The sequence below is a fragment of the Ureibacillus massiliensis 4400831 = CIP 108448 = CCUG 49529 genome (assembly GCF_000772965.1).
GTDB lineage: Bacteria > Bacillota > Bacilli > Bacillales_A > Planococcaceae > Ureibacillus > Ureibacillus massiliensis.
This window is the reverse complement of sequence record NZ_JPVQ01000044.1, coordinates 1-23,315: the sequence shown is the minus strand read 5'-3', so window position 1 is coordinate 23,315 and position 23,315 is coordinate 1. Positions and strand designations below refer to the sequence as shown.

At 34.1% G+C, this 23,315-nt stretch carries 22 protein-coding genes and 1 other RNA gene; 13 read left to right on the top strand and 10 right to left on the bottom strand.

Annotated features, from left to right (window positions below):
* The first annotated feature begins 41 nt into the window (after positions 1–41).
* Positions 42–1,274 (top strand): IS110 family RNA-guided transposase, encoded by a 1,233-nt coding sequence (locus CD30_RS16170; RefSeq protein ID WP_036179139.1) that lies wholly within the window; start codon positions 42–44, stop codon positions 1,272–1,274.
* A 540-nt stretch (positions 1,275–1,814) separates the two neighbouring features.
* On the opposite strand, the gene CD30_RS16165 is transcribed toward CD30_RS16170, so the two are convergent.
* From CD30_RS16165 to CD30_RS16150, 4 genes are all read right to left on the bottom strand, one after another.
* A complete protein-coding gene (locus CD30_RS16165) occupies positions 1,815–2,984 on the bottom strand; it encodes an aminotransferase (RefSeq protein WP_036179136.1) in 1,170 nt (389 codons plus the stop codon).
* Positions 2,984–3,484, bottom strand: a complete 501-nt coding sequence (locus CD30_RS16160; protein ID WP_036179134.1) for an Lrp/AsnC family transcriptional regulator — start codon at positions 3,482–3,484, stop codon at positions 2,984–2,986. The genes CD30_RS16165 and CD30_RS16160 overlap by 1 nt, the downstream gene beginning before the upstream one ends.
* A gap of 223 nt (positions 3,485–3,707) precedes the next feature.
* Positions 3,708–5,441, bottom strand: a complete 1,734-nt coding sequence (locus CD30_RS16155) for a B12-binding domain-containing radical SAM protein (protein ID WP_036179131.1) — start codon at positions 5,439–5,441, stop codon at positions 3,708–3,710.
* Between the two features lie 152 nt (positions 5,442–5,593).
* Entirely contained in the window at positions 5,594–6,535 is a 942-nt protein-coding gene (locus tag CD30_RS16150) for a nucleoside hydrolase (protein ID WP_036179128.1), read from the bottom strand.
* Between the two features lie 180 nt (positions 6,536–6,715).
* Between CD30_RS16150 and CD30_RS16145 the strand changes: the two genes are divergently transcribed.
* The 7 genes from CD30_RS16145 to CD30_RS16115 all read left to right on the top strand — a co-directional run bounded on the left by CD30_RS16145 (position 6,716) and on the right by CD30_RS16115 (position 11,801).
* Entirely contained in the window at positions 6,716–7,102 is a 387-nt protein-coding gene (locus tag CD30_RS16145) for a gamma-glutamylcyclotransferase family protein (RefSeq protein WP_036179125.1), read from the top strand.
* A 265-nt stretch (positions 7,103–7,367) separates the two neighbouring features.
* Complete coding sequence (locus CD30_RS16140) at positions 7,368–7,928, top strand: hypothetical protein (RefSeq protein ID WP_036179122.1); 561 nt, start codon at positions 7,368–7,370, stop codon at positions 7,926–7,928.
* Positions 7,929–8,096: 168 nt separating this feature from the next.
* Positions 8,097–8,702 carry a class I SAM-dependent methyltransferase gene (locus CD30_RS16135; RefSeq protein WP_036179120.1) on the top strand — a complete coding sequence of 202 codons (606 nt, stop codon included), beginning with the start codon at positions 8,097–8,099 and terminating at the stop codon, positions 8,700–8,702.
* Between the two features lie 39 nt (positions 8,703–8,741).
* Positions 8,742–9,317 carry a DNA-3-methyladenine glycosylase I gene (locus CD30_RS16130; protein WP_036179115.1) on the top strand — a complete coding sequence of 192 codons (576 nt, stop codon included), beginning with the start codon at positions 8,742–8,744 and terminating at the stop codon, positions 9,315–9,317.
* Between the two features lie 286 nt (positions 9,318–9,603).
* Positions 9,604–10,863 carry an MFS transporter gene (locus tag CD30_RS16125; RefSeq protein WP_036179112.1) on the top strand — a complete coding sequence of 420 codons (1,260 nt, stop codon included), beginning with the start codon at positions 9,604–9,606 and terminating at the stop codon, positions 10,861–10,863.
* A gap of 186 nt (positions 10,864–11,049) precedes the next feature.
* On the top strand, positions 11,050–11,472 hold the full coding sequence (locus tag CD30_RS16120) for a hypothetical protein (protein WP_036179109.1): 423 nt from the start codon (positions 11,050–11,052) through the stop codon (positions 11,470–11,472).
* 134 nt (positions 11,473–11,606) lie between these two features.
* On the top strand, positions 11,607–11,801 hold the full coding sequence (locus CD30_RS16115; RefSeq protein ID WP_036179106.1) for a hypothetical protein: 195 nt from the start codon (positions 11,607–11,609) through the stop codon (positions 11,799–11,801).
* A gap of 37 nt (positions 11,802–11,838) precedes the next feature.
* Here the strand turns inward: CD30_RS16115 and qoxD are convergent, their stop codons facing one another.
* The 6 genes from qoxD to CD30_RS16085 form a co-directional block, all read right to left on the bottom strand.
* On the bottom strand, positions 11,839–12,120 hold the full coding sequence (qoxD, locus tag CD30_RS16110) for a cytochrome aa3 quinol oxidase subunit IV (protein WP_036179102.1): 282 nt from the start codon (positions 12,118–12,120) through the stop codon (positions 11,839–11,841).
* 1 nt (position 12,121) lies between these two features.
* The gene (gene qoxC / locus CD30_RS16105) at positions 12,122–12,718 is read right to left on the bottom strand and encodes a cytochrome aa3 quinol oxidase subunit III (RefSeq protein WP_036179099.1); all 597 of its coding nucleotides are present in this window, start codon (positions 12,716–12,718) and stop codon (positions 12,122–12,124) included.
* The gene (gene qoxB / locus CD30_RS16100; RefSeq protein ID WP_036179096.1) at positions 12,718–14,664 is read right to left on the bottom strand and encodes a cytochrome aa3 quinol oxidase subunit I; all 1,947 of its coding nucleotides are present in this window, start codon (positions 14,662–14,664) and stop codon (positions 12,718–12,720) included. Before qoxB ends, qoxC begins: the two co-directional genes overlap by 1 nt.
* A 59-nt stretch (positions 14,665–14,723) precedes the next feature.
* Complete coding sequence (gene qoxA, locus CD30_RS16095) at positions 14,724–15,659, bottom strand: cytochrome aa3 quinol oxidase subunit II (RefSeq protein WP_036179095.1); 936 nt, start codon at positions 15,657–15,659, stop codon at positions 14,724–14,726.
* Positions 15,660–16,392: 733 nt separating this feature from the next.
* A complete protein-coding gene (locus tag CD30_RS20185; protein ID WP_156962312.1) occupies positions 16,393–16,533 on the bottom strand; it encodes a hypothetical protein in 141 nt (46 codons plus the stop codon).
* 98 nt (positions 16,534–16,631) lie between these two features.
* Positions 16,632–17,171 carry an ECF transporter S component gene (locus CD30_RS16085; RefSeq protein WP_036179093.1) on the bottom strand — a complete coding sequence of 180 codons (540 nt, stop codon included), beginning with the start codon at positions 17,169–17,171 and terminating at the stop codon, positions 16,632–16,634.
* Positions 17,172–17,414: 243 nt separating this feature from the next.
* Here CD30_RS16085 and CD30_RS16080 point away from each other — a divergent pair, with 243 nt between their 5' ends.
* The 5 genes from CD30_RS16080 (at position 17,415) to pruA (ending at position 23,196) form a co-directional block, all read left to right on the top strand.
* Entirely contained in the window at positions 17,415–18,560 is a 1,146-nt protein-coding gene (locus tag CD30_RS16080; protein ID WP_052126269.1) for a sensor domain-containing diguanylate cyclase, read from the top strand.
* Between the two features lie 358 nt (positions 18,561–18,918).
* Positions 18,919–19,875, top strand: a complete 957-nt coding sequence (locus CD30_RS16075) for an alpha/beta hydrolase (protein WP_036179091.1) — start codon at positions 18,919–18,921, stop codon at positions 19,873–19,875.
* Positions 19,876–20,058: 183 nt separating this feature from the next.
* On the top strand, positions 20,059–21,039 hold the full coding sequence (locus CD30_RS16070) for an MBL fold metallo-hydrolase (protein ID WP_036179087.1): 981 nt from the start codon (positions 20,059–20,061) through the stop codon (positions 21,037–21,039).
* Between the two features lie 68 nt (positions 21,040–21,107).
* Positions 21,108–21,298: non-coding RNA, 6S RNA (gene ssrS, locus CD30_RS19895), on the top strand.
* Positions 21,299–21,564: 266 nt separating this feature from the next.
* Complete coding sequence (gene pruA / locus CD30_RS16065) at positions 21,565–23,196, top strand: L-glutamate gamma-semialdehyde dehydrogenase (RefSeq protein ID WP_036179084.1); 1,632 nt, start codon at positions 21,565–21,567, stop codon at positions 23,194–23,196.
* Positions 23,197–23,315 lie beyond the last annotated feature (119 nt).

Here is a 23,315-nt window from a genome sequence, read left to right as displayed (position 1 = left end):
TGAGTGTATCTTGATTAATTCCACCTTAGGAGGTGATTGGCATGTCACAAATGCTAGTCGGTATCGACGTGAGTTTGCGCTCCCATCATGTCCATTTCATGCATGGCGAGGGACACACACTCGCTGATTTTTCTGTTTCGAATGATGTAGAAGGTGCGGACACCTTAATTCAAAAAGTTTCACGAACAGCGGAAAAAAATCAGCTTCACGAATTAAAAATTGGGATGGAGTCGACTGATCAATATAGTTGGCACCTAGCCCATTACTTAAAGAAACAACTACATAGGGTTTTACCCCATGTTCAAACAGCGATTTATATGTTAAATGCACGAAAAGTAGCTCGTTTTAAAAAGGGTTACGACACGTTACCGAAAAACGACCGAGTGGACGCCTGGGTAATTGCGGATCATCTACGCTTTGGACGATTGCCGCATGAAATGCAAGAAACTCTTATTTACGATGCATTACGTCGTTTAACACGAACTAGATTTCATTTAACACATGAAATTGCACGCAATAAAACATACATGTTAAATCAACTATACTTAAAATTTAGTGGCTTACGCCAAGACAATCCGTTCTCGGACACATTTGGTGCGACAAGTGTCGCTGTAATCGAAGAACTAGATCCAGAGATCATCGCGGAAATGCCATTAGAAGAACTCGTTGAGTTTCTACAAGAGAAAGGCAAAAATCGCTTCGCTGAGCCAGAAGAGATTGCTAAATATCTCAAAAAGCTCGCTCGTAACTCTTATAGATTAGATAAAGTGATGGCCGATCCAGTCAACTTATCCTTATCTGTGATTTTGAGTACAATTCAGCACATGGAAAGCCAAGTAAAGCGTTTAGATAAAGAGATCGAACGCATGATGAAAGGCATTCCTCAAACATTAACATCGGTAAAAGGCATCGGTCCCGTGTACGCAGCGGGTTTAATCGCAGAGATTGGTGATATTCATCGTTTTGATGATCATCATGCTTTAGCAAAATACGCAGGTTTAGTATGGACACAGTATCAGTCAGGCGAATATGAAGCCCAAGACACCAGTCGCGAGCGAACCGGAAATAAGTATTTACGCTATTATCTTGTACAAGCATCAGACGCCATACGAAAACATGACACCGAATATAAAGCCTTTTATCAAAAGAAATTTAAAGAAGTAACCAAACATCAACACAAACGCGCTCTCGTCTTAACCGCTAGGAAACTTGTACGGCTCGTGCATTCGCTACTACGCACGAAACAACTGTACATCCCAAAAGAAGAAAGGTGAGAATAACGAATACATTCTCGATTTCTTTAAGCAATTTTTGGACTTCCAGTTTTTAACTTTTTAAAGTTAAAAACCGTGAGGTTTATTTAAGTGCGCTTAAAAACTAAAATATAGGCGTTGGATGCTTAAAGAATTTCCAATTTTAATGTTATTTCTGGTTGACATTTCACCACTGTGCTCATTAATATTATGTAAATTTAATATGTGCTTTAAAATTTTATCATAGTTCTAGAGATAACTGCTATTATAATCCTGTTCTCCATATATGACATTGTGTTATTGGTTTTAGCTCGTAAAAAGGTTTTATTTCTTTCATATTTTGGTGAACAGTAGGAAAGGGGAAAAGTAGTTGTATAGTAATAGAAAGTATTATATAATGAAATTAGAATACAAGCGATTCAAAGTAAAAAACCGTTTCCGTTAAGTGCTGGTAATACTTAATTTGTGGGGACGGTTTTTTATTATTTATATAAAAAAGGTGATTTGAGATTACATAAAAAGAGCTGTTGAGAAAGTTATTCCCAACAGCTTAAAAATTCATTATAAAGAATCAATAAAACGCTTAATACGATTTACCGCTTCTTGCAGTTCTTCTAAAGAGGAAGCATATGAGCAGCGAATATGTCCTTCGCCACTTTCCCCAAATACATCGCCAGGTACTACGGCTACGTTTTCTTTCATTAACAATTGTTCAGCAAATTGTTGTGAAGTTAAACCAGTCGATTTAATAGAAGGGAAGGCGTAAAAAGCTCCGCCAGGTATATGGCATTCTAATCCAATTTCATTGAATGATTGGACAATATAATTTCGGCGGCGGCGATAGCTTTTAACCATTTCCTCTACTTCAGGACGTCCATTTTTTAATGCTTCAATTGCAGCATATTGAGACATAGTGGATGCACACATTAAAGCATATTGATGAACCTTTAGCATAGCGCTTGAAATTTCAATTGGCGCACATACAAAACCAAGGCGCCAGCCAGTCATTGCGAAGCCTTTAGAAAACCCATTTACTAAAATTGTTCTTTCGCGCATGCCTTCAATAGCAGCCATGCTCGTGTAATCTTCATCATAGGATAATTCTGCATAAATTTCATCAGCGATTATTAATAAATCATGTTGAATTGCTATTTTCGCAATAGCTTCCAATTCTTGTTTGTTTAACATTGTACCAGTCGGATTGTTTGGAGAACATAGCATAATCGCTTTAGTTTTTGACGATATTACTTGTTCTAATTGATTAGGTAGTATTTTGAAGTCATTTTCTTTTAATGCTTGAACTTGAACAGCTACACCACCAGCAAGTTCAACCATTGGTACATAAGACACAAAGCAAGGTTCAACAACAATTACTTCGTCCCCTGGATCTAAAATGGTTCTCATTGCTAAATCGATTGCAGAGCTTGCACCAACAGTCACAATAATTTCATCAGTGGGGGAGTAGTTAACATCAAATTGACTGTTCATGTAATATGAAATTTCTTCTCGTAACTCGAGTAAACCAGCGTTTGGTGTATAAGCTGTAAATCCGCGCTCAAGGGAATTAATCGCAGCTTCACGAATATTCCAGGGTGTGACGAAATCAGGCTCACCAACACCTAAAGAAATGACACCCTCCATACCAGCAGCTAAATCGAAAAAACGTCGAATTCCTGATGGTTTCAAGTCAGTTACCATTTTTGATATAAATTGTCGTTTTGTTGCTTTCATTAAGGTGACACCACAATTCTTTTATCTTTTTTCTCTGGTTCGAAAATAATGCCGTCATGTTTATATTTTTTCAATATAAAGTGCGTTGTTGTTGAAAGAACAGAATCAAGAGTAGAAAGCTTTTGTGATACAAAGTTTGCAATCTCATTCATTGATTTACCTTCCACAATTACAGATAAATCGTAAGTACCTGACATTAAATAGACCGAATTTACCTCATTGAAACGATAAATTCTTTCAGCAATCTCATCAAAGCCTACACCACGTTTTGGAGTTACTTTTACATCGATCATTGCGCGAACACCAGGATGTTCCTCAACCTTAGTCCAGTCTACAATCGAAATATATTTTACGATAATTTTATTATCTTCAAGTTTTTTGATTGATTGTTCTGTTTCTTCCGCTGTTAAACCAACCATCTTGGCTAAATCATTTATTGCAATGCGCGAATCTTTTTCAAGAATTTCAACAATTTCCATTTCTTTTACTGTTAATTTCATGGAAAGACCTCCATATGTAATGAATATTTATAAAACTATGACTCTAATAATATCCCTGAAAGTGAAGCAATTCAAGGTGTACTTCTACTTTCTTACTTATTTTTTTAAAAAAATTTTGAATCCTTTAAAATTTACTTATTGTAATCATTTTTTTGCTACTATTTTCCTAATAAAAAACAAGGACCTATAAAGAATTAGGCCCTTGTTAGGATTATTATGCATTTTAGATTGTTGCAAAATAAGGTGTTTGTCCTTGACGGAAGTATGTGAGAAGGGTGCCTTCTTTCGGAACAATATTTCCTTCCTCAAATGCATTGAAGTCGATGGCAAAAGGAATAAGCAAGGAGTGTTTAAAGAACTCTTTCTCACTTAGTTCAAATTGTGTAAAGTCTTCACCTGCTATAGTAGGTGAATCTTTTAATAAGTTATAGATTGCTTTTTGTTTTTCACGATTTACCCGTTCTTCCCACCATAATTTTCGTGGCTGGAATTGTTGTTTCGATAAATAATCAAGCTGCATTAGGCTACGAACAATTTTCATGTTTACGTTCGATACAGTAGATAAAAACTCTTCTAGCCTCTTAAATAAATCCTCTAATTGATGCCCAATTCGAGACCAGCCTTTTTCTTCCCAATACGTACCGAAATTTTGGAAGAAATCAAATGGTGTTTCAAATACTTCCGTTACCAAATATTCAATTGTATAATCCATACGGTGATCGTTCCAATATTTTTCTAATACATCTTCTGCCTGCTTAATACGAATAATTTCGTCAAAGGTAAGGACGTTGTTTGAAAAAATTTCATATGGTGCGATATCTACATAAGTATAGCCATATCGAGATGCTTCTACTCGAAGTCCTGTTCCTCGTAATAGCTTTAAGAACCCAAGCTGTAATTCTTCTGGACGCATTTTAAACACATCATTAAATGTTTTACGGAAGCTCTCATAATCCTCTTCAGGTAGACCAGCGATTAAGTCTAGATGTTGATCGATTTTTCCGCCTTCTTTAACCATGGTTACAGTTCGTTTTAGTTTCTCAAAGTTTTGACGGCGTTTAACGAGTTCATTCGTTAAATCGTTCGTTGATTGAACACCAATTTCGAAACGGAATAACCCTTTTGGAGCATTATCGTTTAGGAATTGAATAACTTCTGGACGCATAATATCTGCAGTAATTTCAAATTGGAATACAACACCAGGCTTATGCTCATCAATTAAAAATTGAAACATTTCCATTGCATAGCTGCGGCTTATGTTAAAGGTACGGTCAACGAATTTAATTGTTTTTGCACCATTGTCCATTAAATAACGAATGTCATCCTTAATCTTTTCCCGATTAAAATAACGAACCCCAACTTCAATGGAAGATAGACAAAATTGACAGCTAAATGGGCAGCCGCGACTCGTTTCAATATATTGAATTCGTTTTCCAAGATGAGGGCGGTCTTCTTCGAAACGGTATGGGCTAGCAATTTCACGTAAATCGATTTTTTTCGGCTGAGGATGAATTTTTACTTTCCCATCAAGTAAATAACAAATCCCTGGTACTTCATCTAGGGAAATTTCTTCATTAAAATACTTTAGTAATTCTTTAAATGAAAATTCACCTTCACCCATAACGATGTAATCAACTTCGCCTTCTAATCGACGCAGCCAATCATGAACATCATAGGAAACTTCAGGTCCACCTAAAATGATTTTCGTTTGGGGTGAAACAGTCTTTAACATTTTGATTACTCTAATCGTTTCTTCAATGTTCCAGATGTAACAGCTAAAGCCGACGACATCAGGCTTGTGTTGATAAAGATCAGTTACAATGTTAAAGGTTGGATCTTTGATGGTATATTCAACGATTTTTGGATCGAAATCAGGAAGAGCTGCTGCTTTTAAATAACGTATTGCTAAGTTTGTATGGATATACTTGGCGTTTAATGTTGTTAAAACAATATTCATGAATGAAACTCCTTTATTTACACGTACTATCTAACTATATGATTTTAGCAGTTAGTATGAAATCTCGCTACTTCAATGTGTCCTCACACTTATAAAATGAATTCCTTATGTATAAAACGTACGAACGCATATTGCGACGTACGTTAGTTTTGCTATATATGAGCTTTTTTCGCTAAGTTTGTAATATAATCAAAAAATTCATCATGATTCACATCATAGACAAGTTGAACCGGTCGACCGTTAGGATTAAGTTCGGTTCTTCCTTGACTTTGTCCACTAGTAATTACGGTACTCTTCACTTCCATTTTCTTAACCAACTCAGGATAACCAATTGTTGCAGTTGTTAACACATCCCATAAATAATAGGTTGAATTAGTTTCAAAGTGTTCAAGGGGAGGAACCACAGCATAGCATTGACCTAAAAATTCTATACCTAAATATTGTCTTTGTTTTGCCCACATTTTACGAATGTCATTTGTTAAAGGTACTTTTTTTGTACTTTCCAATGCAACTAAATCAATGGGTATGTTCGTATTCCAAACAATGGCAACGGCCTTTGGATCCCAAAAGGCATTCCATTCAGCTGTACCATCATGTTCGGGTTCTTCTACATTGCCTTTTTCAAGAAAGCTTCCACCCATCCAAACAAGCTTTTCAATCTTTTCTACAATCTCTGGCGTTAAATACAACGCACGTGCTAAATCTGTTAAGGGACCTACAAAAAGTAATGTGATTTTATGTTTCGATGCTTTCAACGTTTCAACTAAATGAAGGTGTGCTGGTTTGTTTACAACACCTGTTTTTAAATCAAACTCATTCAGTACTGGGAATGCGTCTACGTGAAACGCATGCATACGCCATTCTTTAGGGAAGGGGTTAACAGGTCTGGAACTTGATAATGCAACTTCAATTTTCTTTCCATGACCGAAACGATCTATAATTTTCCGACTTGCATATTGTGCGGGTTCTAAATAACTGTCTGCTGGAGTGACACCAACACCCACTAGCTCAACTTCATCCATTTGTAATAGTAAAAACAAAGAAATTAAATCATCTACTCCACCATCATGGTTTAAATACACATATTTTTTCACTAAGCCCACTCCAATTCAAAAAATTACATATACATATTTTCCAACTTATTTACATCATACAAAAAATCTAGAAGGTTTTATGTTGGTTTTATTGAATTATTTTAATTTAGATTTTGTATTAATATTAAAAGCTTTTTAATGTAGGATTTTTAAGGTAGTAAAACATAAAGAGGTGAGAAAATGGTAAAAGTATTTGTTTATGGAACATTACTTAAAGGTGAAGAAAACGCTCATTACTTAAATAATGCGATCTGTATAGAAGGGCATTGTTGGATTTTCGCGAAACTATTTGATACAGGTTACGGCTATCCAGCAATTACATTAGCCTCAAATGATCGAACTTATGGTGAATTGTATGAAGTATCAGAAAAGGATTTACCTTTATTAGATGAACTTGAAGATTATAAGGAAGGTGCACCAAACAACCTATATGAACGAGTATTACAAGAGATTCATACAGAAAAAGGGACCATTAATGCATTTGTCTACTTTGCCAATCAAGATGATCTCCTTAAAAGGGAAATCCCAGATGGTGATTGGCCAAAATATAGAAAACTATTGAAATAATCGGAATATAAGAATGATTTAATAAAGAAAACTAGAATAGTATGACAGTTAAGGAAGCAAAAATATATTGTATTTAACGATTATACAAGTTATATTAACTTTACATCACAAATATTACTTTTTAATAATATTTTATTTCGTCCACGCAAGAGAGATTTGAAGTACTTTACTCTCTTGTTTTTTACGAGATATAAAATTAAATATTTCGTTTCATTTGTCTTTTGAATATTGTCAATCATTTTAGACAACATAGAGGTGAACTTAAATGACAATGAAAAAAGCTTACATTCTATTAACAGATACAGGTACAGTATTAACAAGATGTATTAAATTATTTACGAAAAAGCCTTATAACCATGCGTCTCTTGCGTTAGATATAGATTTAAATGAAGTTTATAGCTTTGGAAGAAAATCTGCTAGCAATCCATTTAACGGTGGATTTGTTAAAGAAGATATGAATACGAAAATATTTCAACAAGCAAATTGTGCGTTATATTCATTTGAAGTGACGGAAAAACAATATAATGATATAAAACAGTTCATTAAATCATTTGAAAATCAAAAAGAAGATTATAATTATAATATATTAGGTTTATTTGGATTTATTTTTAATAAACCTATTGGTAGAAAAAATTCTTACTTTTGTTCACAGTTTGTAGCAACAGTTTTAAAGGAAAATGAAGTTGCTCAGTTTGAGAAAACTCCAGCTTTAATAGCTCCACATGATTTCCAGCAAATATCTAATTTTCAATTAGTATTTGAAGGTAACTTAAAAAATTATTTAAATGATACAACGGAATTAGCTTTCAATCTAGTCGCATCTTAATATTAGTTTAAACTATTACGAATTCATACATTCATACAATTCAGATATTATATCGATACAGTCAACCAGGATAACTCCTGGTTTTTTTATTTTTTAAAAGTATTTGAATCTATAGCTCATGTATAATAAAAAGAAAGGAATCTGCTAAAAGAATGGAGAAACAAGATTTTGAACGAAAAGTACTTTGATGAATTATTGAATGTACATACAGAATCAAGCAAATCTGATGTAAATAATTCAGTCTATTATCATCCCTACGAACCGACACCATACGAAGCTTTAGAACTTTTATTTCAACATTACACGATGAATTCACATGATCATGTGGTTGATTTTGGATGTGGAAAAGGGCGCCTTAATTTTTACATTGACCATCAAATTGGATGTTCTGTTACAGGAATTGAAATGAATCCAAGTTTTTATCAAGACGCAATACAAAACAAAAAGAGTTATTTGAAAAAAAAGAGGAAGAAAACGGAAGCAATACAATTCCTTTGTTGCAAAGCTGAAGAATACAATATTCAGGAGCTAGATAATCGTTTCTATTTTTTTAATCCGTTTACGATTCCAATATTTATGAAGGTTGTTCATAATATTTTACGGTCATTTGAAAATAACAACCGTGAAATAGATTTAATCCTTTACTATGCATCAGATGATTATCGATATTTCTTAGAATTTCAAACTCCCTTTGAATGTGTCAATGAAATTTCTTTACCAGGAATTTATGATAAAAATACTTATGAAAGATTTTTAATTTATAGAGCAAAGTAAATGTTTGAGCGATCAAAAATGAACTAGGAGGTATATCTTATGACTAATCCAAATCGTTGCAAATGGGTAAATAAAGAACCTTTATATATTGCTTACCATGATCATGAATGGGGGAAGCCTGTTTATGATGACCGACATTTATTCGAAATGCTGTGTTTAGAAGGAGCACAAGCCGGTTTAAGCTGGTGGACAATTTTACAAAAAAGAGAGAATTATCGAAAGGCATTTGACAACTTTGAAGCAGAAAAAATTGTTCAATATTCAGAAGAAAAAATACAATCATTAATTGAAAATGCAGGAATCGTTCGAAATAAATTAAAAATTCGAAGTGTGGTCACCAATGCAAATGCTTTTTTGCGTATACGAGAGGAGTATGGCTCATTTTCAAATTATATATGGAATTTTGTAGATCATACACCTATAGTTAATCGATGGGAGTCAGTAACGGATGTGCCTGTAACGACAGAAATTAGCGATAGAATGAGTAAACAACTAAAAAAAGATGGATTTAAATTTGTAGGCAGTACAATTTGCTACTCATATATGCAGGCAGTGGGAATGGTAAATGACCATACACTTGATTGTTTTTGCCATCCAGTAAACGAGAAGGAATAATGTCGCTATTATTCTTCCTACATAACATGAACAATACAAAAATGTTCGTAAATGAAGCGAACCTATCATCTTTATCAGAAAAAATAAAATATTGCAAGATTAATAACAAAGTGCAATAATTACATATGTTATTGAGTTACCGATATTGATTTAAGTAGCGTTTATTAAATTCGGTACATGATTAGATCGTAAAGTCTTGCCTTTTTAGAGTAGTGTTTTCCACTGCTCTTTTTTCATTGAGATGGTGCAGAAATTATAAATTGTTTGTAAGGAGAAGATGAACACCATGAATAAACAAGAAAGTGGTTACAGATGGTTTGTTTTTGGATTTGTTTTATTTACTTATTTTGTAATAGTTAGTCAAAGAACTGCACCAGGACTCATTACTGATCAATTAATGAATGATTTTCAAGTTTCGGCAGCAGTAATTGGTTTAATGACGAGTATCCAATTTTTAGCCTACGTAGGACTTCAAATACCAGTTGGATTATTAGCAGACCGATATGGGCCAAATCTATTATTAATTTTTGGTACACTTCTTGCAGGGATTGGGAGTTTATTATACAGTTTTGCAGGCAATGAGTATATTTTAATTTTTTCACGATTCCTAGTGGGAGTGGGCGACTCCACTATTTTTATTAATTTTGTATTAATTTTAAGTCAATGGTTTAAACCAAATGATTTTGTGAAGCTGATAGGAATTGTTTCTATGTTTGCTGGTTTGGGCTCATTAACTGCAACACTTCCATACTCGTTATGGATTTCCTATGCAGGATGGAATTCACTATTTATGACGATAGGGGTATTGCTAGTTTTCACCTCTTTTTTACTCTACTTTATTCTTATTGCAAAACCCAATAAGCTATTTGAGGAATTACCTAGTACTTCGATTAATTCAAATCAAGAAAAGGAGAGTGTTTGGAAAATTCTTCGACGTGTGGTTTCAACACGACAAGCATGGGCGACATTTTTATGTCATTTTGGCGTTGTAGGAACGTACGTCGGATTTATTGGGTCATGGGGTGTTCCATTTGGAATTCAAGTATTAGGAATGTCTCGATCCATGGCTAGCCAATTAATCATGTATGGTCTAATCGGTGCCATAGTAGGTGCTCCAATTATTAGTTGGATTGCAAGTAGACTTGGTTCAATTAAAAAAATGTATTTGATTGTCCATATTGTAGTTGTAATAAGTTGGCTAGGACTGTTCCTTTCTGGCATAAATCCATCCATTGCTTGGATCATAATTTTATTTATCATCATAGGATTTGGTAATGGCGCAAGTTCTTTAACATTTGTAGTTGTACGAGAATCTTTCCCTGCAAAAGAAGTAGGTGTTGTTACAGGCTTTGCCAATATGGGTGGTTTTTTAAGTGCAGTTTTATTACCAATAATATTTGGGAAAGTACTCGATTTATTTTCACAAGAAGATATCCATTTTGGTTATCATTACGGTCTAATGATTCCTGCTATATTCTCAGTATTTGGCTTAATCGGAGCAATATTGATTAAAAAGACAAATATGAAAGAAGTAATAAATGCATAATGGGGATGTCTCAAAAGTAGGGAAGTGCAATTCTGTGAATTGTACTTCTTTGCTTTCTTACATTGCTTATGAATTTTAAGAATAATTTTTCTCAATACACACAGTTTAAAAAGTATTGGAAATGAAATTCTTTCGCTTTATTAATTCTTATTATTAAAGTTCGAATTTTAAAAGGGTGATGATAATATGAACTTCTTTCGTGGAGATGCACATAAAATTTATCTACGTTTAAAGAAAAACCCAAACAACATAAGAGAATCTAAATACTTAAAAGATTTTGAGGAAGTACGTGAATTTTATAAAACGATAGAAAGCGATGTATTGAAGCTCATTTTCTATCGACTGATTAAAGAAAAAAATGGATCTGGGATGATTCCGATTTATGTATCCTCGATACCTTTTTTATTTTTGATTTTATCTCAAAATTTACAAAAGATACTATCATCAGGTAGAAATTGGTTAATTTTTATTTTGATATATCTATTAGGCATTACTTTTTGCTTATTCTTACATTTTCGTGAAAAAGCATGGGCGGCTTCACATATTGAAATTATTCAGGACATATTGAAAGAAAGAAATGAACAAGTTGTTGAAAAGATAATTGACTAATTTAATTAAGACGAAAACAACTTTCACAGATGGACGGATAAATTTTTTCCTAATAATTAAATTTGTCTATTTTGTGAACGTCTCTCATGTGTTATATTATGGTTATACATTAAAAAAGGGGAAGTGTATGAGGGATGTTCAAATTATTTTCTAGCTTTTCAGCAGTTCTGTTCGTCATCGGTACACTATTATTTTGTTCAAGTTTCTTTGTAAACGTTTCCATGTGGTTTGGTATTGAATTAATCAAAGGCGGAGTATTCCTGTTTCTTATCGGAATGTTTCTACAATCGATGCACGAGTTTGAAAGAAATAAGAGCATAAATGAATAAATAAAAAAGCTTGAGAACTCGTTCTCAAGCTTTACTTTTACATATCCCAGATCAAAATTAACAACGAACCAAATACAGTAACGAGAGCAATAATGACTCCGTATAGTATGTTTGTATAAATGGATTTGCTATCTTTCGACTCTCCGGCGTGCATAAATACAACAAGTTGTAAAAATGCCTGAATAAAAGCTGTTACTAATAGTATTGTCATACCAACTGCAAATGTCATTTCAGTAAAATGAACTAAAAGGGCAACAGCTGTAAGGATTAATGAAAAGACAAAACCCATTACTTGTTTAGCAGGGAATAACTCTTTCAAATTACATCATTCCTTTCAAATAGATGAAGCTGAAAATGAAAATCCAAACTACATCTAAGAAATGCCAGTAAAGAGAGAAAATAAATGATTTATTCGCTGTTTCAGGCGTTAGTCCACGTTTTTTCACTTGGAGTATTATAAAGGTACCCCAGAATAACCCCAAAGTTACGTGACCACCATGTGTACCTAAAGTTGTAAGAAGTGCAGCTGTAAATGCACTAGTTTGATACGTAGCACCGACATGGTAGTAATGCGTAAATTCATAAATCTCTACTCCTAGGAAGGCTAGACCTAGTAAAAGGGTAATTGTAAAGAACGTTAGCATTGCATTTTTACGACCAAGTCGCATAGCGTGCACACCAAGACCTATTGTAAAACTACTTGTTAATAAAAGAAGTGTTTCAAATAATACTGGTGTGATTTCAAAAATTTCTCCCGGTGTTGGACCTGAACCTGTACGTCCCTCTAGTGTGAAATAAGCTGTGAAAAGTGTTGCAAAAAGCATAATTTCAGCACCAAGGAAAATCCAAAACCCTAATATATTTAGTTGATTTTGATCTGTACCATATTCAAGAGGCTGTGAATGATCAATTTTCATTACTTTGCACCTCCCAGTTTACTTTCAGTTTCTTCGATTTCTTCTACTGAGATATAACGTCCGTGATCTTTTTCAAATGAACGGAGCGCCATACAAACAAAGATTCCAATGAGTGAAATGACTGCCGGTATCCATAAAGCAAATATGAATGAGAAACCAGCGATGAAGAAAATCATCCCCATGATAAATGGAACACCGCTATTATTTGGCATATGGATTTTTTCGATATCACCTTTAAATAATTGGTGACCTTTTTTCTTCATGTCCCAGAACGCTTCACTTGAAGCCACCTGTGGTACTCTTGCAAAATTGTATTCAGGTACTGGTGTATGTGTTGCCCATTCTAGAGAGCGAGCATCCCAAGGGTCACTTCCAATATTTCTTGGTGAGTTTTTAAAGCTGTAGTAAATATTATAAACGATTGTTAAAAATGCAATGGCCATTAATGCTGCACCGAAGAATGCTACTAAATTTAAAGGTCCAAAGCCTGTTGCTTCAGAGTAAGTATACATACGTCTTGCTTGCCCATCTAAACCAGTAATGTACATCGGGAAGAAGGCGAGTACGAAACCAACCGTTAATAACCAGAAGCCCCATTTACCAATACGTTCATTTAACATAAAGCCAAAGAATTTTGGCCAGTAATAAGTTAAACCAGCAAGCATGGCAAATACTACACCTGGAATAATCGTGTTATGGAAATGAGCAACAAGGAACATTGTATTATGATACTGATAGTCCGCTGCTGACATAGCTAGCATAACACCTGTCACCCCACCAATTGTGAAAAGTGGAATAAAGCCGACTGAATAAAGCATCGGTACGGTAAAACGAATTTTTCCTTTCCACAATGTAAACAGCCAGTTAAAGATTTTAACGCCGGTCGGAACAGCAATCGCCATTGTCGTAATGGAGAATATACTGTTTGTCAATGCGCCTTGGCCCATTGTAAAGAAGTGGTGTGTCCATACTAAGAACGATAATAGGGAAATCAGAACCATTGATGCAACCATTGATTTATATCCATAAAGATTTCGACCAGAGAAGGTTGAAATAATTTCACTATATAAACCAAATGCCGGCAAGATTAAAATGTATACTTCAGGATGTCCCCAAATCCAGAAAAAGTTTGCCCATAGCATATCCATACCGCCATTTGTCGTTGTAAAGAAGTTTGTGCCAAATAAACGGTCAGTTGTACCCATTAATAGAGCAACTGTTAACACAGGGAATGCAAAGACGATAATGATATTGGCAATAAATGCAGACCATGTAAACATTGGCATTTTCATTAAAGTCATGCCTGGTGCACGCATTTTTAAAATAGTAGTCATCATATTAATCCCAGTCATAAGGGAACCGATACCAGAGATTTGAATCGCAATCATATAATAATTCGTTCCAACAGATTCGCTAAAGTCATTACCTGCAAGAGGGAAGTAAGAAGTCCATCCTGCATCAGGTGATCCACCGATAACGAAGGAAATATTAAACAACATTGCACCAGCAAAGAATAACCAAAAGCTCAGTGCATTTAAGCGTGGAAACGCAACATCACGCGCTCCAATTTGTAAAGGTACAACTAAGTTCATGAAGGCGAAGATAAAAGGCATCGCCATAAAGATAATCATTACAACACCGTGTGTCGTAAATATTTCATTGTAATGTTGTGCGTCTAATAGCTTAGCATCAGGTGTTGAAAGCTGAGCACGCATCATAATGGCGTCAGCACCACCACGGAAAAGCATTAGGATGGCGGAGAATAAATACATAATCCCGATTTTTTTATGGTCAACAGTTGTTAACCATTCACGCCATAAATAACCCCATTTTTTGAAATATGTTAATCCGACAAGTATTCCAATTGAGACTAATCCGATAGCAACCATTGATGCATAGATCGCAGGGCTTGGATGTGGTATGGCAAAACGTTCAAAGAATTCCATCCTGTATTACTCCTTTCAAGAGAAAATAGAAAATCTATGAATCTAGCATTTTTTGTAAATTAATGACCGCTGTGGTCCATATGTTCTTCTGTCATATCATGGGATTCAGACTTGTTTTCGCTATGCTCACTATGATCTGTTTCTGAATCATTATTTGAATCATCAGCATGATGATGTTCTGGAGCAGGGCTAAAGTCTAAATGTGTACCAGTAAAAGTCATTTGACCAAGATGACCAGGCTCTAACAACTTCTCGAATTCACTTTCTGTAAGCGGTTTCGCTGTCTCGTGAACCTCGTCTACCCATTTGTCAAAATCAGATTGTGTCATTGCAGTTACATTGAAAGTATTTTCTGCAAAACCTTTACCACTAAAGTTTGCATTACGCCCCATAAATTCACCTGGTACATCAGCAGCTAAGTGTAAGGTTGTGACCATATCGGACATTGCGTATTTTTGACCACCAAGTTGTGGAATCCAGAAACTTGTAATTGGTCCATAAGAATAAAGTTTAAATTCAATTGGTCTATCGGTAGGAATATACAAATAGTTCACCGTTTCAATATCTTGTTCAGGATAACTAAAGTGCCATTTCCAGTCTGAAGAAGAAGCATAAATAATTAATGGTTCTTGATCTTCATAACCAACTGGAGTTGATTCAACAATATAGTTACTTTGTACAGAGACAAAAGAAAGAAATGCAACAATGATTACAGGAATACCAACACAGATTGCTTCTATCCATGGGTTTCCTTCAATATGAGGTGGTTCATAATCCTCGCTTTGTTTTGAAGCACGAAATTTAATTAACATATAAGCTAATAACACCATTACTACAATAACAATGACAGCCATGACTCCTATTGATAATAAGATGTCATTTGCCTGTCTTTCAGCTTGTGGACCTTTTGGATCTAATACTAATAAAGGTTCACAGCCTGCTAGAAAAACAGCAAGTGTCGTTAATGTAGCTAAAAGTAACCACTTTATTTTCATATAGATACTCCTTTCAACTCCGATACAGAAAGAACATCCTTTACGTGATATTCCTCAAATCTGTAACTACATAATAATGAATTTATTTAAAGAAGAATAGGTTAACACTATGCTAATAGTGTTAAATTCATAAATCGTTCAAGATTTGTGCAAAAAGTTGTCGCAATTAATGAAGGAAACTACTTTTCTTGAAATTAATTACCATTATGGATACAAACTGGTGACGCGAAGGAACACAATATGTGAAAAAATGGCGGCTAATGGGAATATAGATGTTTTTTTGGGGGGGTTTATTTATGTTAAAATAAATTTGGAGAATATTAGAAATATATGTAAGATTAAAAGGTTTGTTAGTTTAAAAATCTTAGTAGAGAGAAGGAGTGATTAGCAATTAAAAGTATATTGAAATCATGGATAGCCTGGGTTGGTGCTGTGATAGTTACGTTAATCGCTATAAGTTTTTGGAAAAATGAAGATGTTGATTGGGATCTTATGATTATTTTAAGTATAGCTGGCTTAATAGGCACTGTTATTGGAAAGGGAATAAGAAAGTTAAACGACATGCTGTATAACTAATTTTTATTAAAATAAAGCTAATGAAATTGGTATAGAGTTATTTGGATAATGTTATAGGAAAGAAAAAAACATTAATTAAATAAACCCTGCTTAAAATCAAAGCAGGGTTAGGGAAAAATTAAGTATATCACTAGAAAAATAATACATAATAATGATGTTATTCGTTAATTTTATTATCCTGATATTTAATTTTCTTTAATGCTTCTTCGTAATTTAGTTCCTGAGAAATTTCAGCATGATTATTAACTTTTTTTGGTTTTTTCTGTTTTTTGAACGTTGTACTTGACTTTTCCGCCATGATTATCACCTCATAGTTTAATTTGTTCAAATTAAACATAATCATACATATAGCCTCGTTCAATTCACGCTTGAAATGAGTTAAGGACTTTGAAAAGATTACTTGAAAATTGAAACCTTTTTTAATACTAAACAAACAGGGATAGCAATAATAATACCTAATATATTTTGTACAAGGTCACCAGGAATCGATGCAACTGGTGCAATCCAATTTCCATATAAAATACCTTCACCAACATAATAAACAGCAATCATAAATGGAATGGAAATAATCATTCCAATCAAATTAAGTACAATACTACTTCCATTTTTGTTATTCATCCATGCAAATTTACCGACGATATATCCTTGTATACCACGAGCGACAAAGGTAATTGGAGCCCATAAAGTCCAACCAGAAAATAAGTCAAATAAACCCATCCCAATTGCACCAGCTAGTGCACCTTTTTTAGGTCCAAAAAGGATCGAAGCTATAAAAAGCATTCCAGTACCAAGATGTACTAATCCGCCATTAGCTGTAATAGGTAATTTAATGTTTAAAAAGAGTGTAGCCACAAATACAAGCGCTATTAGCAAAGCTGTAATTATTAAATCAAATGTTTGTGTACGTGTTTTTGAATAACTTACCGTTTTATTCATCTTGTTTAACCATCCTTATTATTTGAATTTACTGATTAGATTAGCAAAGGTCTGGTGCTGTTAAAAGTGCCAAAAACATAAAATATATAGTGGTCAGATAGCTAAGAACAAATACTACTGTGTGACGATTTAAATATATTAAAAAATCTTTTCTATTAATTTAGAAAATTATTCAAAACTTCAATGTTATAATAAGAATACTTACTTATATAAGATATGAAGTTTATTATTGGATGTGAAAATATGAAGTATAATGGTAGATTGACGGCATTCATATTAGTACTGATTACAAATGGGTTATATATAGGCTATTATTATATTCGTGATGGGTATGTTGGGAAAATCGAAATTATAGGATTACCTATATTACTAATCTTGTCATGGTCGGTTGGTAAACAATACGATAAAGTGAAGTATCTAGAGGAACAAGATAAACAGAAAAGTTTAGAATTGTATAGAAGTAAAGAGTTGTTCCAAGCAATTTATGAAAATTCCCCTATTGGTATTGCGTTAATGGATGAGAATTATAAACTTGTCATGTCTAATAAAAAACTTCAAGAAATGCTCGGCTATTCAGATACTGAATTGAATAATATGACATTTCTAGAATTCACTCATCCTGATAAGGAAAAAGCAAACTTAAGTTTAATGAATGATTTGCTAGAAAGGAAAATTGAACGGTATATAATAGAAAAAAAATATTCTCGTAAAAATGGAGAAGTGGTTTGGGCAAGTGTTACAACTGCACTTGTTCCTTTTATTAATGACGGCACAACCTTTGTTATTTCAATGGTGGACGATATAACCCATAAAAAAATCGCTGAAGAACGGTTAAAAGAAGCATATGAAGAGATGGAATCGCGTTCAAAGATTGATGGACTAACTGGAATCTCTAATCGAGGTTATTTTGATGAATATTACGATAGAGAATATCGTCAAGCTGTACGACAATTGAACCCTCTTTCCTTAATTATGCTTGATATTGACTTCTTTAAGGAATATAACGATTCATACGGTCATATAGAAGGGGATAAATGTCTGAAACTTGTTGCGAATACATTAGTTCAAGCCGTTAGTCGTCCAAAAGATTTAGTTGCTCGATTCGGTGGAGAGGAATTTGTCATTTTATTGCCAGATACTGATTTGCAAGGAGCGTTGGTTGTAGCGGAAAATTTACGTGTATTAATTGACAGTTTAGACATACCACATAAAGGGTCCAAGCATTATCAAAAATTGACTTTAAGCTTAGGTGTTTCGACATTAAATCAAATTTCTCCATCTTCAGCAGAAGAAATTATCATGGAAGCGGATAAAGCTTTATACAAAGCAAAAGAAAAAGGTCGAAATAGGGTAGAAGCATATTCCTATGTAATTGAAAACTTAGTGTGACAAAGGTCAATAAGATAATTAAGACTTAAATAGAAATTTATATTAGAAATAACCGCGTATACTACATTTCTAAATTAGTATGCGCGGTTTTAAGTTATAATTTCCCTTTTTATGGATAAGAAATTGATTTTTAAATACAAAGTTATATTTTTATATCTGTCATAATATTACATTACTCAATCATAAAATAATAATAGAATCAATTTAATAACTGTCTTTCAGCTAAAGTAAAGGACTGTAGACGCACTTCAAAAATACCAATTAAATTGTATCTTGATCTACTTTGGACGAGTTATTTCAATTGATTGTTAACTTCAGTTGAAAATTTTCGAAAGAACATTTAAGGGGGAATTTTATTTTGAAAAACCGTGTAAATCCTGAACTTGTTGGAATGTTAGACGTATTTCCGCCGATTGATTTAGATGATTATGAAACAGTACGAGCTGCACAATTACAGGCACCATTAGCACCGCAAGATCCAAACATTGATATAACAAATAAAATCATAGAAGGTCCTGATGGCAATGAATTGCGAATTCGAATTTACGAACCAAAAACTAAAACAGAAGAGTTAGCGGGACTATTATGGATACATGGCGGAGGGTATGTACTCGGTAGACCTGAAGAAGCTGATGATTTATGTCAGCGTTATGTGAATGAGGCAAGTTGTGTCGTAGTATCGGTAGATTATCGATTAGTTCCTGAACATCCATATCCAGCACCATTAGAAGATTGCTATACAGCGCTTTCATGGTTAGCTGACAATGCCGAATCGTTAGGTGTTGATCCAAATCGAATCGGCATTGCTGGGATGAGTGCAGGTGGAGGCTTAACTGCGGCGTTAGCATTACTTGTTAAAGACCGCAAAGGACCTGAAATTTGCTTCCAGATGCCTTTGTACCCAATGATTAACGACCAAAACAATACTCCTTCAAGCTATGAAATTACAGGTAATTATATTTGGAATCATGATTTAAATGAAAAGGGTTGGAAAGCATATCTTGGAGATTTGTATGGTCAGGATGATGTACCAATTTTTGCAGCTCCTGCAAGGGCAACAGTTGAAGATTTAGTAGGTTTACCATATACGTATACATGTGTAGGGCAGCTAGATCCTTTCCGTGATGAAACATTAACATATGTAACGAAATTAGCTCAAGCAGGTGTTGATGTTGAGTTCCATTTATATCCTGGTGGCTACCATGCATATGAAGTTGTAGCTCCAGAAGCGGAAATTAGCCAACGAACAATTCAAGAGTATGTAAACGCTGTCAAGTATGTGCTAAATCGTAATAAATCAGTGGAGTCAAAATAATAGATAAATTAATAACTAAAAGAACGCTCTTTAAGGAAGGAGTGTTCTTTTTGAATTTTAAAAGTGTAGAGTAACGTAATTAACATTATTTATAGAACACATGAGGAAATTTAAAGGAGATTTATCAACTTTATAAAATTAAAATAAATAAGATAAAAATTAATAAATGGAAGTGAGAAGTGCGTGCAATATCAAAATGGACATCATATCGTGTACCCAATTTTATTTAAGGAGCAGTATGGTAGCTTATCTTCAATTAATTGCTTTTTATATAATAACGGCAGTACGTTAACTTTAATCGATGCAGGATTAAGCACACCGGAATTTAATGAGTTTTTTCAACAACAATTAAAACAATATAAACTTTCTATTCAAGATATTGATCAAATTTTTCTCACTCATCATCATGATGATCATACAGGTCAAGTAAATCAAATATTAAGTCAAAAGCAAGTTCAAGTATATGCTCATCATTTGGCAATACCCCGTCTTCTTTTTGAGGAACAATATTTAACAAATAAATATAATTTTTTCGTTAAAATTTACGGAGAATACGGCTGTTTAGATATTTCGGCAGACCGTTTCAAAAAGATGGAAAAGACCTTTTTAAATAGAGAAAACCTTAAATTAAATACAGAAGTGATTCCTTTACATCACGGAGACATTATAAATGAAATGTACATTATAGAAGCACCTGGTCACTCTCCGGACTCTATTATTTTTAGTGAGCAACCAGTGAGATGGCAATTTTCGGGAGATTTATTACTAGAAAATGCTCCAACCAATGCACTTATTGATTTCGATGAGAAGTTAGAGCTTTTGCCCACTGTTTCCCAATATCGAGAATCGCTTTTAAAACTTAACGCACTTGAGGCGGAATGGATTTTTCCAGGTCACGAAAAAATATTTCAAAATCATAACTTAGAAATCGATAATAAATTGAAAAAAATGGACCGAAAAGAACAAAGAATAATAGATGCTGTTAGAAATGGAAATAATAAAACTGTAGAAATAGCTCGAGCAATTTACGGGAAAAAAGTAGAAACGCAAACCTTTTTCGTATTATCAGAAGTTATTGGCTATTTAGAATATGCTATTGGAAGAGGGAAGCTAGCTAAAGAGATGAGGGATGGAGAGTGGTTTTTCCAACCAGTATACCCATAAATATAGTATTGAAATATTTCTTCAAATATACTTACTTGTACTTGAAAATACTATTGTGTAATATATACTCATAGCTGCGTTGTACGTACGAATATTAAGTTTTAACCTTTAAGCTGTAAAAGGGAGTTTTAGATCGAGGATGGAATGGCGAGCATCACACATTTGTGAATGATGATAAACAGGAAATCTTTTGCGAACACCCACTTTGAGGAGTGGTGGTTTAAAACTTTCTATATATTTACGGCAAGGCGGCTTTTAATTTACTTAATTTCAAAGCACTCTCGAGTTTGAGGGTGCTATTTTATATTGAATTTATATATTTTGAATCGTTGGGTTTCGCATACTTGATTGTGAAGAGTTGAATATGATAATGTAGTCTACGAACTATTCTATAAGACTATTATGAGTTTTCACAATATAAATTGAAAAATTCATATAAGAATAGTAAAAGTATGTTATAATTTGTCGGAAAGCTTTGACACAAATAAGCCAAAGAGTTTTAAATCAGAAAGGAACGTGAAAGGTATGAGTAACGGAATTTTCAAAATCCCTACACCTAAGAATGAGCCTGGTAATACATATGCTCCAGGTACAAAAGAAAGAGAAACATTAAAAGCAGAATTAAAACGCCAATCTGAAATCGTAGTAGATATCCCTGTGATTATCAATGGTGAGAATATAAAAACAGATACAGTAAAGCAAGTAGTTATGCCACATGATCACAAACATGTATTAGCAAACTATTCACAAGCAGGAGAAAAAGAATTACGTGATGCGGTTGAAGCGGCAATGGCTGCTAAAGAAGCATGGGCAAATATGCCATGGGAACACCGTGCTGCTATTTTCTTAAAAGCTGCTGACTTAATCTCAGGTCCTTACCGTGATGTAATGAACGCTGCTACTATGTTAGGACAATCTAAAACTGCAATTCAAGCAGAAATTGACTCTGCACAAGAATTAGCAGATTTCTTACGTTTTGGTGTTGATTATGCTGATCAAGTATATCAAATTCAACCAGAGAGCATGAAAAACGTTTGGAATCGTTTAGATTACCGTCCATTAGATGGTTTCGTATTAGCAATCTCTCCATTCAACTTCACTGCAATCGGTGGTAACTTACCATCTGCTCCTGCAATGATGGGGAATGTAGTAGTTTGGAAACCTGCAACAACTTCATTACTAGCAAACTATTACTTCATGCGTATTTTAGAAGAAGCTGGATTACCAAAAGGTGTAATCAACTTCGTACCATCACGTGGTTCACAAGTTTCAGAAGTAGTATTAAGCGATCCTCGTATGGCTGGATTCCACTTCACTGGTTCTACTGCTACATTCCAAACAATTTGGAAAACTGTAGGGGAAAATATTGCAAGCTACAATTCATATCCTCGTCTAGTTGGTGAAACTGGCGGTAAAGACTTTGTATTCGCACACGAATCAGCTCAAGCAGACAAAGTAGTGTCTAACCTTGTTCGTGGTGCATTTGAATACCAAGGTCAAAAATGTTCAGCTGCATCACGCGCTTACATCCCTGCTAGCATGTGGGAACAAGTAAAAGCTGGTCTAGTTGAAGAAGTTGCTAAACTTAAAGTTGGCGATGTTCGTGATTTCCGTAACTTCATGGGTGCTGTAATTGACAAACCTGCGTTTGATTCAATTACTAGCTACATTGAATATGCTAAAGCATCTGAAGAAGCAGAAATACTTGCTGGTGGTACTTATGATGATTCTGTTGGTTACTTCGTTCAACCAACAATCATTGTTACGACAAACCCTAACTTCAAAACAATGGTAGAAGAAATCTTCGGACCAGTGTTAACAATCTATGTTTATGAAAATGATAAATTAGAAGAAACATTAACTTCTGTTGATACTGCTTCTATGTATGCATTAACTGGCGCTATCTTTGCTCAAGATCGCCAAGCTATTCAACACTTAGAAAACCGTTTATCTGGTGCTGCAGGTAACTTCTATATCAATGACAAACCAACTGGTGCGATGATTAATCAACAACCATTTGGTGGTTCTCGTGGTTCAGGTACAAACGATAAAGCAGGATCTGTATTCAACATGATTCGTTGGACAACTCCTCGCGTTATCAAAGAAAACTTTGCACCAACTACTGATATTGCATATCCATTCATGGATGAAGAATAATCTAATAATGTAATAGTAAAAGGGGTTGAAACCAATTGTGTTTCAACCTCTTTTTTCATGTGTTTTAAATTGGTTCTTTGTCAAATAACGTTGGTGAAGAATATTAGTCGATTATTACC

Excerpts from the sequence above, each read along its gene's own strand:
- CD30_RS20185 (WP_156962312.1), bottom strand. The coding sequence starts at position 16,533 with ATGGCGGAAAAGTCAAGTACAACGTTCAAAAAACAGAAAAAACCAAAA.
- qoxC (WP_036179099.1), bottom strand. The coding sequence starts at position 12,718 with ATGAAAATTGATCATTCACAGCCTCTTGAATATGGTACAGATCAAAAT.
- CD30_RS16115 (WP_036179106.1), top strand. The coding sequence starts at position 11,607 with ATGTTCAAATTATTTTCTAGCTTTTCAGCAGTTCTGTTCGTCATCGGT.
- qoxB (WP_036179096.1), bottom strand. The coding sequence starts at position 14,664 with ATGGAATTCTTTGAACGTTTTGCCATACCACATCCAAGCCCTGCGATC.
- CD30_RS16160 (WP_036179134.1), bottom strand. The coding sequence starts at position 3,484 with ATGAAATTAACAGTAAAAGAAATGGAAATTGTTGAAATTCTTGAAAAA.
- CD30_RS16080 (WP_052126269.1), top strand. The coding sequence starts at position 17,415 with ATGAAGTATAATGGTAGATTGACGGCATTCATATTAGTACTGATTACA.
- qoxA (WP_036179095.1), bottom strand. The coding sequence starts at position 15,659 with ATGAAAATAAAGTGGTTACTTTTAGCTACATTAACGACACTTGCTGTT.
- CD30_RS16165 (WP_036179136.1), bottom strand. The coding sequence starts at position 2,984 with ATGAAAGCAACAAAACGACAATTTATATCAAAAATGGTAACTGACTTG.
- CD30_RS16170 (WP_036179139.1), top strand. The coding sequence starts at position 42 with ATGTCACAAATGCTAGTCGGTATCGACGTGAGTTTGCGCTCCCATCAT.
- CD30_RS16140 (WP_036179122.1), top strand. The coding sequence starts at position 7,368 with ATGACAATGAAAAAAGCTTACATTCTATTAACAGATACAGGTACAGTA.
- pruA (WP_036179084.1), top strand. The coding sequence starts at position 21,565 with ATGAGTAACGGAATTTTCAAAATCCCTACACCTAAGAATGAGCCTGGT.
- CD30_RS16120 (WP_036179109.1), top strand. The coding sequence starts at position 11,050 with ATGAACTTCTTTCGTGGAGATGCACATAAAATTTATCTACGTTTAAAG.
- CD30_RS16125 (WP_036179112.1), top strand. The coding sequence starts at position 9,604 with ATGAATAAACAAGAAAGTGGTTACAGATGGTTTGTTTTTGGATTTGTT.
- CD30_RS16145 (WP_036179125.1), top strand. The coding sequence starts at position 6,716 with ATGGTAAAAGTATTTGTTTATGGAACATTACTTAAAGGTGAAGAAAAC.
- CD30_RS16085 (WP_036179093.1), bottom strand. The coding sequence starts at position 17,171 with ATGAATAAAACGGTAAGTTATTCAAAAACACGTACACAAACATTTGAT.
- CD30_RS16130 (WP_036179115.1), top strand. The coding sequence starts at position 8,742 with ATGACTAATCCAAATCGTTGCAAATGGGTAAATAAAGAACCTTTATAT.
- CD30_RS16155 (WP_036179131.1), bottom strand. The coding sequence starts at position 5,441 with ATGAATATTGTTTTAACAACATTAAACGCCAAGTATATCCATACAAAC.